Raw genomic sequence first — 9,654 nt, forward strand, 5'->3', positions numbered from 1 at the left:
TGAAAAGATATTCATGTAAACGGTTGTAAAGGAGCGGTTAAAATGGAATTAAAATATCAATTAAATGGTTTGGATTGTGCAAATTGTGCCGCTAAAATCGAACGCGCAATAGCAAAAGTTGATGGAGTGAGTAAGGCACAAGTGGATTTTATGCAGGCAAGCTTAGCGATTGATTGCGATGAAAAAAATGCAGAAGCCATTGAGATAACAAGTAAGCAACTTATAAAAAAAATTGAGCCAGATGTAACGATGATAAAAAAAGATACAGTTAGCCAAAAACATCATCACGATCATGGAAACAAAAACGCAAAAGTATTAGTGACAAGAATTTTACTTACAACGCTAGCACTGTCATTACTACTTTTTTTGCAACTTACAGATCCTTGGAATACAATTTTGTATGCAGCCGTCTATCTTTTAATCGGCTATGACATTGTGAAAACGGCAGTTACAAATTTATTTTCTGGTCAAGTTTTTGATGAAAACTTTTTGATGACCATTGCAACAATTGGCGCTTTTTTTATTGGAGATCACACAGAAGCGGTATTGGTTATGCTCTTATATCAAATCGGTGAGTGTTTCCAAGATTATGCGGTGGGAAAATCTCGCAAAAATATTAAAGCCTTGATGGATGTACGTCCAGACGTTGCACGTTTAGTTACAAAAAATGAGTTGGTAATGGTGAAACCTGAAACAGTTAAGATAGGAGAGCTGGTTCAGGTCAATCCTGGTGAGAAGATTCCTTTGGATGGGATTGTAAAAACAGGGAGTGGCTATTTGGATACTTCTGCTTTGACAGGTGAGTCCATGCCACAAGCCGTAGCCGTCGGTGATCAGGTGTTGAGTGGTTGTATTAACAAAGATACTACTTTAATCGTGGAAGTAACGAAAAATTTTGGTCAGTCAACGGTCAGCAAAATTTTAGATTTAGTAGAGAATGCCAGTAGTCAAAAAGCACCAGCAGAACGATTTATTACAAAGTTTGCACGTGTCTACACGCCAATTGTTGTAGTTTTAGCGCTCCTATTAGCCATAGTTCCAACGCTATTTGTCGGTGATTTTCAAGAATGGTTGTACCGAGCCTTAACTTTCTTAGTTATTTCTTGCCCCTGTGCGTTGGTTATTTCAGTGCCCCTCAGTTTCTTTGGTGGTATCGGAGGTGCTAGCCGTGCCGGAATTTTAATCAAAGGATCAAATTATTTAGAAACCTTAGCAAAAGTTAACACAGTTGTTTTTGATAAAACAGGTACTTTAACTAAAGGTGAATTTGCTGTTGCTAAAGTCGTGGTTGAAAAAAGTGAAATTCCTGTTTTAGCCTATGCCAGTGCTTTAGAACAAAATTCAAGTCATCCCATTGCACGTTCAATAGTTTTAGCGGCAAAAGATGAAAAAATACCTGCTGTAAGTGCAAGTAAAGAGATTGCCGGCTTTGGTGTCAGCGGCATAATTGAGGGAAAAGAAGTTTTTGCTGGAAATGATAAATATTTAAAAGAGCATCATATTGCTTTACCCAAAGTAAGTAGTTTAGGCACCGTTGTTTACTTAGTAGTCAACGGTCAATTGGCTGGCTATTTGGTAGTAAACGATCAGATTAAACCAGAAGCTAAAGGTGCAGTCAACAAATTAAAAACACTTGGGGTCAAACAAACAGTTATGTTAACCGGTGACCGCAAAGCAGTTGCCACAAGTGTAGGCGAAACATTAGGTTTAGATCAAGTTTATGCCCGTCTTTTACCACAAGATAAAGTTAGCCATGTAGAAAAATTGCGTGAAAATGATAATAAGGTTGCCTTTGTGGGAGATGGAATTAATGATGCGCCGGTTTTAGCAACAGCTGATATTGGGATTGCAATGGGTGGCTTAGGAAGTGATGCAGCTATTGAAGCGGCAGATGCTGTAATCATGGATGATAACCCAGCTAAAATTGCTACGGCAATCACAATAGCCCGTAAAACATTAAAAATTGTAAAGCAAAATATTATTTTTGCCCTCACTATCAAAATTTTCTTTTTGATTTTAGGTGCTGCCGGTTTTGTTGCAATGGGATGGGCTGTCTTTGCTGATGTGGGGGTCACTTTAATTGCAGTTTTAAATGCGATGCGCTGTTTAAAAACACCAAAGCTTTAAAATAAGTTATGGGCTCGTTTCATTTGCTCTTAGTCCTACATTCATCTAAAATAAAAAAGAAAATCGCCTATTTTCATTATTGTTTTGTACAATGAAAATAGGTATAAGTAGGAGGAGTTCATATGAAAATCAAAGAAAAGATTGCTGAAACTGTAACTGAAACAGCTGAAAAAGTTCGTTATATGTTAAAAAATGATGATTACTTTATCAACGTTTCTAAAAAGGGACTAGACGTAAAAAAAGCACGTCCAACCAAGCACACAATTAAATGGCGGGCTAAAAACTATTAAAAAAATGAAAAGTATCTGATTAAAAAAGGCTCTGGCGAAAAAGTTGTAAAAACTTTCTCCAGAGCCTTTTATTTCTCAATTTCAATACCTAAAACAGTTAAATGGCCGTTACCAACTAGTTTAATAACCAATTTGGCCAGATGTTCTGGTGTCATTTGTGAATCTGTTGTTAGCCACCAATGTAAAGTGCCGATAAAAATGGAGGTCATATATTCGATAATAAAGTCCATGGGCACTTCAATTTCATTTTCGGTAATTTTTAAACGGTTAAAGACGTCGGCATATTGTTCATTTAATATGTCGGCAATTTTTTTACGTAAAATTTCATTTGCCGAAGCGTCCATAATCGTCAGATAGAATTTGCGATTTTCATGGATATTCCGATAAATTTTAGTCATAACGACTTCGATTTGTCTGACTTTAATCCGATTGCCTTTTACCAATTCGGCAGGGTTTAAAACTGAGGTAAAGGCGGTTAGCGCATAATCGAAAATTGTTTCGTACAGGTCTTGCTTGTCTTTGTAGTGAGCATAAAAAGTCGCACGGTTGATCATTGCCTGATCGGCAATATCTTGTACGGTAACTTGTTCATACCCATTTTTTTCCACTAAATGAATAAACGCTTCAATAATCATTTTATTTGTGCGTTTAACGCGTAAGTCAGTTTTTTTCATTGAAATTTCCTTTCTAGATAAGCAACAAAAAACGTAAGTTTGTTGCTTATGTCACAAACTGCTTTTGTTTGTGTATTGTCAAAAAGTGAGCAAGAATTTAAAATAGACATGAGTATTATATCAGACGGGTTGTAAGTTAATCAACAAGCTGTTGTATAAAAAGGGTGATACATATGAAATTAAAAGCAGGTATTGATGTCGGTTCTACGACGGTTAAATTAGTCATTTTAAATGAAAAAAATGAAACAATTTTCGCAAAATACGAACGTCACTTTTCGGATGTGAAAAAAGCGACAAATAAAATTTTGTCTGAAGGTCAAGCAGTAATCAAAGATACTCCCGTATCTTTACAAATTACCGGTTCTGGTGGGATGGGTCTGGCAGAAGTTTTAGAAATTTCCTTCGTGCAAGAAGTAATTGCTTGTACCAAAACGGTTGAAACAATTATCCCTCAAACAGATGTCGTCATTGAATTAGGTGGTGAGGATGCTAAAATCACCTTTTTTGAAGGGGCATTAGAGCAACGCATGAATGGTAGTTGTGCCGGTGGTACCGGTGCTTTTATCGATCAGATGGCGGTACTTTTAAAAACGGATGCCAATGGGGTTAATGAATTGGCAAAAAATTATCAAACAATTTATCCTATTGCTTCTCGGTGTGGTGTCTTTGCTAAAACCGATGTTCAGCCTTTAATTAATGAAGGCGCTGATAAAGCAGATATTGCAGCGAGTATTTTTCAAGCAGTGGTTAATCAGACAATTGCAGGCCTTGCTGCAGGACGAAAAATCAAAGGAAAAGTTGCCTTTTTAGGTGGTCCTTTGTATTTTATGTCTGAACTAAGAAAACGGTTTGTTGAGACGTTAAATATCGCCCCAGAAGATATTGTTTTTCCTGAAAATCCACAACTATTTGTGGCGATGGGGGCAGCTTTGTTTGCTAAAGAAGGTGAGGCTACCACGTTAGCAAATTTATTGGACCGCTTAGAAAATGGACAACAAGACCAATTAAAGCCTACCGATACATTACAACCCTTATTTAGTAGTGATGGGGAGTTAACAGAATTTAGAACACGTCACAGCCAAGCAACAGCAGAAGAAAAAGATTTGACTACGCATCAAGGCGCAGCATTTTTAGGAATCGATGCAGGTTCAACCACGACAAAAGTGGTGTTAATTGATGATGCGGGTCGGATATTATTTTCTTTTTACGGTAACAATGAAGGCCAGCCACTCGAAACAACCATGGCAGTTTTAATCGATCTTTATCAGAAAATGCCAGCTGATGTTTTTGTCGGAAAAGCAGCAGTAACAGGTTACGGAGAACATCTCATCAAAAATGCGTTGAAAGTCGATATTGGCGAAGTCGAAACCATGGCTCACTACAAAGCAGCCAATCATTTTCAACCAGGTGTAGACTTTATCTTGGATATTGGTGGCCAAGATATGAAAGCTATGACGATTAAAGATGGTGTTTTATCTTCCATTCAGTTAAATGAAGCGTGCTCATCTGGTTGCGGTTCTTTCATCGAAACATTTGCTAAATCGCTAAATTACGATGTAAAAGATTTTGCCCTTGCAGCCACACAATCACAAGCGCCGGTAGATTTAGGTTCTCGTTGTACGGTTTTCATGAATTCAAAGGTAAAACAAGTCCAAAAAGAAGGTGCCAGTGTTGGCGATATTTCAGCAGGACTTTCTTATTCGGTCATCAAAAATGCCATTTATAAAGTAATTAAGATTCGTCGTCCTGAAGAATTGGGAGAAAAAATTGTCTGCCAAGGAGGAACATTTTACAACGAAGCGGTTTTACGTGCTTTTGAAGAAATTTCTGGGCGTCAAGTTGTCAGACCTTCTATTGCAGGGTTAATGGGTGCTTATGGTGCCGCATTAATCGCATTAGAAAATTATGATATTGCTGAAGAAAGCACGATTTTAGATACCGAAGAATTAGCAACATTTACTGCTGAAAAAGAATTCACCCATTGCAATTTGTGTGAAAATAAATGTCAATTAACGGTCACGATTTTTTCTGATGGACGTCAATTTATAACAGGAAATCGCTGTGAACGCGGAGCAAAAATCAAAATTAAAAAAGAAGATCGTCGCGTCAATTTAATAGATTATAAATACAAACGTCTTTTCAAATACCGTCCATTGCGGAAAAAAGATGCACTGAGAGGTGTGGTGGGGATTCCTCGAGTCTTGAATATGTATGAAAATTATCCTCTATGGCATACGTTATTTACAGATTTAGGTTTTAGAGTCCAACTTTCACCCCGATCAAATAAAGCGTTGTATGAACAAGGAATGGAGACGATTCCAAGTGATACCGCTTGTTATCCAGCTAAAATTACTCACGGTCATATTCAAGCTTTGATTGACAAAGAAGTACCACTGATTTTTTACCCTGGTGTGGTTTTTGAACGGCAAGAAAGTCCAGAAGCAGACAATCATTTTAATTGTCCCATTGTGCAAAGTTATCCCGATGTTATTCGCAACAATGTTGATGATATTCGCGAAGGTAAAGTTGATTACCGCAATCCTTTCTTGAACTTAGCAAATGAGGCTGCGGTAATTGAGGTCTTGAGCAAAACCTTTGCAGATTTGGGGATCACAAAAGAAGAAATGGCTGCTGCTGTTCACCATGGTTTTGCAGAATTGGAAAACTTTAAACAAGACATTCGCAATAAAGGCGAAGAAACCTTGGCCATGTTACAAGCCAAAGGAGAACGTGGTATCGTTATTTCCGGCCGTCCGTATCATTTGGATCCTGAAATTAATCATGGTATCAGTGAAGTTATTACCCAAGAAGGTTTCCATGTTTTAACCGAAGATAGTATTTCTCATCTAAGTGATGTTGGTAATTTGCGCGTGGTAAATCAATGGGTTTATCATTCCCGCCTCTATGCGGCAGCACGCGTGGTGGCAAAATCTAAAAATCTTGAATTAGTGCAATTGAATTCCTTTGGCTGTGGTTTGGATGCGGTGACAACTGACCAAGTCGAAGAAATCATGGACCAGTATGGGAAAATTTATACGGTGCTAAAAATTGATGAAGGCTCGAATTTAGGTGCGATTCGGATTCGCTTGCGTTCATTAAAAGCAGCAGTGAAGGAACGGGATAAACAAGACTTCACGCCAACAAAACGCTACGATGAGCCAGAAAAAATCGTCTTTACTAAAGATATGCGTAAAAAACATACTTTACTATTGCCGATGCTTAGTCCGATCCATCAAGATGGGCTAGTTGATGAAGCCTTAAAAGCTTCGGGGTATAATGTGGTTTGTTTACCTGCAGAAGATAAAGATGCTGTAAATGTTGGCTTGAAATACGTGAATAACGATGCATGTTACCCTGCCATTATCTCAATTGGTCAATTAGTGGAGGCATTAGAAAGTGGTGCTTACGATTTAAACAATACCAGTGTGATGATGACACAAACTGGTGGGGGATGTCGTGCGACAAATTATATTCCGCTCTTACGCAAAGCTTTAAATGATGCTGGCTTCCCACAAGTGCCAGTCGTTTCAGTATCGATGGGAAATAAAGGAGTCGAATCAAATCCAGGTTTCAAATTTACCCTGCCGATGTTAAAACGAATTGTAGTTGCCTTTTTATATGGTGATTTATTTGAACGGGTGGTTTATCGCACTCGTCCTTACGAACTTAAAAAAGGTCAAATTGATCAAATGCACGCAGATTGGTTGAAAAAAGTAGCTAAAAATGTACGCAATGGTTCATTGACCCAGTTTAATCGCAATATGAAAAAAATTATCGCTGATTTTGATACTGTCCCTTTGTCTGATGCAGTGAAACCCAAAGTCGGTGTAGTTGGGGAAATCTTAGTGAAATATTCACCAACGGCCAATAATGATATTGTGCGCTTACTAGAAGCAGAAGGGGCTGAAGCCGTAGTTCCAGATATTATTGGTTTTATGAATTATTCTTTATACAATCAAATTTGGAAGTATGAGAATTTGGGAATGGCCAAAAAAGGGAAAGTTTTAGCTGAATTTGGGATTCGTTTAATCGAAATGGTTGAACGTCCGATGGATAAAGCACTGCAAGCTTCAGAGCGCTTTGATGGTATTCAGTCTATTTACGATTTAGCAGCAGATGCCAGCAAAGTTTTATCCATTGGAAATCACACGGGTGAGGGCTGGTTTTTAACTGGGGAAATGATTGAGTTGTTAAAAACGGGTGTTAATAATATTGTTTGTATGCAACCTTTTGGCTGTTTGCCAAACCATGTAGTTGGTAAAGGCGTTATTAAAGAATTGCGTCATCAATATCCAAAAGCTAACATCGCTGCGATTGATTATGATCCAGGTGTGTCTTTAGTAAATCAATTAAATCGAATTCGTTTAATGATGGCCACAGCCAATAAAATGTTAACTGAAGAAGAACTTTCGGTTTAAAAATGACAGTAAATATCTGTACCAAAATAAAAGTGTAAAAGTAAATAGTGAAAAAAGTCTTGGGAAGATAGCTAATTTCCAAGGCTTTTTTGTGATAAAGGAGAAGAAAAGCAGCTGAAAAGTTTGCTAATTAGGTATATACCAGTTATAATGATGATACGATTTGAGTGGAAATATTACATCAAATGTGATCTTAATTGAAGGAGAAATAATGAATGTCTGATAGTTTACCAATTTATATTCAGATTCACGACCAAATCAAAACTAAAATTGAAAAAGGGGTCTGGCAAATCGGAGACCGCTTGCCATCAGAACGGGAGTTGGCTACTCAATTTAGTGTTAGTCGGATGACCTTGCGCCAAGCAATCCAAACTTTGGCAGATGAAGGGATTTTGGAAAGAAAAATCGGATCTGGAACTTATGTGGCACGACAAAAAGTCCAAGAAAAAATGACTGGCACGACTAGTTTTACTGAAATTATGCTATCTCAAGGCAGAAAGCCTTCTAGTAAAGTAGTTTCTTATTTTATGACGGCGCCAAGTTCTTCAGAAATGGAGAAATTAAAATTGGCCCCAGAAGAAGGTATTTTACGAATGGAGCGAATTCGTTATGCTGATGATGTTCCAATCTGTTTTGAAGTTGCCAGCATTCCAGAGCATTTAATTAAAGAATATAGTAAAGCCGAAATTACGACTTCTTTTTATAAAACTTTAGAAGAAAAAGGCGGTTTAAAAATTGGCGGTGCAAATCAAACAGTTTCTGCCATGTTAGCTTCAGAGCAAATTGCCGAATTTTTGAAGATTAAACGTGGGGATGCAATTTTGCGGATGCGTCAAGTTTCGTATCTAGATGACGGTGCTCCTTTTGAATATGTGAGAACCCAGTATGTTGGCAACCGATTTGAATTTTATTTAGAAAAATAAAAGCCTAAGTTTGTAGCCAAAAAGTACAGCTGTTTTTACAGCGTACTTTTTGGCATAAACGAAGGCTTTTTATGCTAGCAAAATTTCGTTATAAGTTTTTTGACCATAAAAAAACTGTACTTGACCGCTTAACAATTCAGTGATACTTGCTTCAAAGGCGGCCACACTTTCTTCATCGATTGAGCAGACAACCACTACCTCATCGGTAAAGAGTGTCTCTTTTATCGCTAGCTGGTTGTTTTCCAAGTAGTTTTGCAACTTTCCTAGTAAGGGATAAGCAATTGTTAGTGAAACTTCTTGTTGGAGTTTTCCTTCAACGATACCAATTTCATCAATTCCATGGGAAACAGCATGAGAATAAGCGCGAATTAATCCCCCCGCTCCTAATTTTGTCCCGCCAAAGTAGCGAGTAACAACCGCTGCAACGTTGATTAAATCTTTTTTGACTAACACTTCTAACATGGGGATGCCAGCAGTTCCACTAGGTTCACCATCGTCACTACTACGTTTGATTTCACTTTTGTCCCCGACTACAAAAGCGCTGCAATTATGGGTAGCTTTCCAATGTTCTTTTTTTACACGTTGAATAAATAGTTTAGCTTCATCTTCTGTTTCCACTCGTTTTAATGAGCAAATAAAACGAGATTTTTTAATTTCAATTTCGGCTACCCCGTCTTTTTGAATCGTTAAATAGTGATCTATCATGAAGGTACTCCTTAGGCTGACTTTTATTTTTAGTATAAAAAAAATACCAACAAGTTGCAAATAGCTATTGGTTGCACTTTTAACCTTATTTAAGCGATAATTAGGAGAGGTGATCAGCATGGCACGAAAATATGACGTTATTACACATTATTTGAAAACAAATGGCGGGTCGCAAGTAACACTGACCTTTACTCAATTTGATGAACTATTATTTCCTGCCAGTGGTCTGCCCAAAAGTGCTCGTAAAACCAAAGAATGGTGGGCCAATGATTATCATTACCCTGAAAAAGGGGCATATGCATGGTTAAATGCCGGCTATGAAGTCGTTTATGTTAATTTGGATAAAGAATTTATCGTTTTTAATAAACTCGTCAAAGCCAAGTGGTTGCTGGCGGAAGACAAGTAGTAAGCGTTGACAAAAAATATTGTTATCTTATAATTGACGTAAGCCTAAGTTAAGCTTAAAGATTACATAAGGAGGAAATAAAATGGCTAAAAAAACAATTATGTTAGTTTG

The 9,654-nt window shown here is 37.5% G+C and carries 7 protein-coding genes; 5 read left to right on the forward strand and 2 right to left on the reverse strand.

Annotated features, from left to right (window positions below; translation table 11 throughout):
* The first annotated feature begins 42 nt into the window (after positions 1 to 42).
* The gene (locus JZO76_RS09880; protein ID WP_206903903.1) at positions 43 to 2,127 is read left to right on the forward strand and encodes a heavy metal translocating P-type ATPase; all 2,085 of its coding nucleotides are present in this window, start codon (positions 43 to 45) and stop codon (positions 2,125 to 2,127) included.
* A gap of 122 nt (positions 2,128 to 2,249) precedes the next feature.
* Positions 2,250 to 2,417 (forward strand): hypothetical protein, encoded by a 168-nt coding sequence (locus JZO76_RS09885; RefSeq protein ID WP_206903904.1) that lies wholly within the window; start codon positions 2,250 to 2,252, stop codon positions 2,415 to 2,417.
* A gap of 68 nt (positions 2,418 to 2,485) precedes the next feature.
* Here the strand turns inward: JZO76_RS09885 and JZO76_RS09890 are convergent, their stop codons facing one another.
* The gene (locus JZO76_RS09890) at positions 2,486 to 3,091 is read right to left on the reverse strand and encodes a TetR/AcrR family transcriptional regulator (protein ID WP_206903905.1); all 606 of its coding nucleotides are present in this window, start codon (positions 3,089 to 3,091) and stop codon (positions 2,486 to 2,488) included.
* 173 nt (positions 3,092 to 3,264) lie between these two features.
* On the opposite strand from JZO76_RS09890, the gene JZO76_RS09895 reads away from it, so the two are divergent.
* Together JZO76_RS09895 and JZO76_RS09900 are read left to right on the forward strand one after the other, a co-directional pair.
* Positions 3,265 to 7,509, forward strand: a complete 4,245-nt coding sequence (locus JZO76_RS09895) for a 2-hydroxyacyl-CoA dehydratase (protein ID WP_206903906.1) — start codon at positions 3,265 to 3,267, stop codon at positions 7,507 to 7,509.
* A gap of 215 nt (positions 7,510 to 7,724) precedes the next feature.
* Positions 7,725 to 8,432 (forward strand): GntR family transcriptional regulator, encoded by a 708-nt coding sequence (locus JZO76_RS09900; protein ID WP_206903907.1) that lies wholly within the window; start codon positions 7,725 to 7,727, stop codon positions 8,430 to 8,432.
* Between the two features lie 69 nt (positions 8,433 to 8,501).
* Here JZO76_RS09900 and JZO76_RS09905 read toward each other — a convergent pair whose 3' ends face one another.
* On the reverse strand, positions 8,502 to 9,137 hold the full coding sequence (locus JZO76_RS09905; RefSeq protein WP_206903908.1) for a YigZ family protein: 636 nt from the start codon (positions 9,135 to 9,137) through the stop codon (positions 8,502 to 8,504).
* Between the two features lie 118 nt (positions 9,138 to 9,255).
* On the opposite strand from JZO76_RS09905, the gene JZO76_RS09910 reads away from it, so the two are divergent.
* Positions 9,256 to 9,543 carry a DUF7662 domain-containing protein gene (locus JZO76_RS09910; protein ID WP_206903909.1) on the forward strand — a complete coding sequence of 96 codons (288 nt, stop codon included), beginning with the start codon at positions 9,256 to 9,258 and terminating at the stop codon, positions 9,541 to 9,543.
* The last annotated feature ends 111 nt before the right edge of the window (positions 9,544 to 9,654 follow it).

This window comes from Candidatus Enterococcus myersii (genome assembly GCF_017316025.1).
GTDB classification, from domain to species: Bacteria; Bacillota; Bacilli; order Lactobacillales; family Enterococcaceae; genus Enterococcus_C; species Enterococcus_C montenegrensis.

Bases quoted from the DNA above. Each gene is read 5' to 3' on its own strand.
- JZO76_RS09895 (WP_206903906.1), top strand. From the start codon at position 3,265: ATGAAATTAAAAGCAGGTATTGATGTCGGTTCTACGACGGTTAAATTA.
- JZO76_RS09880 (WP_206903903.1), top strand. From the start codon at position 43: ATGGAATTAAAATATCAATTAAATGGTTTGGATTGTGCAAATTGTGCC.
- JZO76_RS09910 (WP_206903909.1), top strand. From the start codon at position 9,256: ATGGCACGAAAATATGACGTTATTACACATTATTTGAAAACAAATGGC.
- JZO76_RS09890 (WP_206903905.1), bottom strand. From the start codon at position 3,091: ATGAAAAAAACTGACTTACGCGTTAAACGCACAAATAAAATGATTATT.
- JZO76_RS09905 (WP_206903908.1), bottom strand. From the start codon at position 9,137: ATGATAGATCACTATTTAACGATTCAAAAAGACGGGGTAGCCGAAATT.
- JZO76_RS09900 (WP_206903907.1), top strand. From the start codon at position 7,725: ATGTCTGATAGTTTACCAATTTATATTCAGATTCACGACCAAATCAAA.
- JZO76_RS09885 (WP_206903904.1), top strand. From the start codon at position 2,250: ATGAAAATCAAAGAAAAGATTGCTGAAACTGTAACTGAAACAGCTGAA.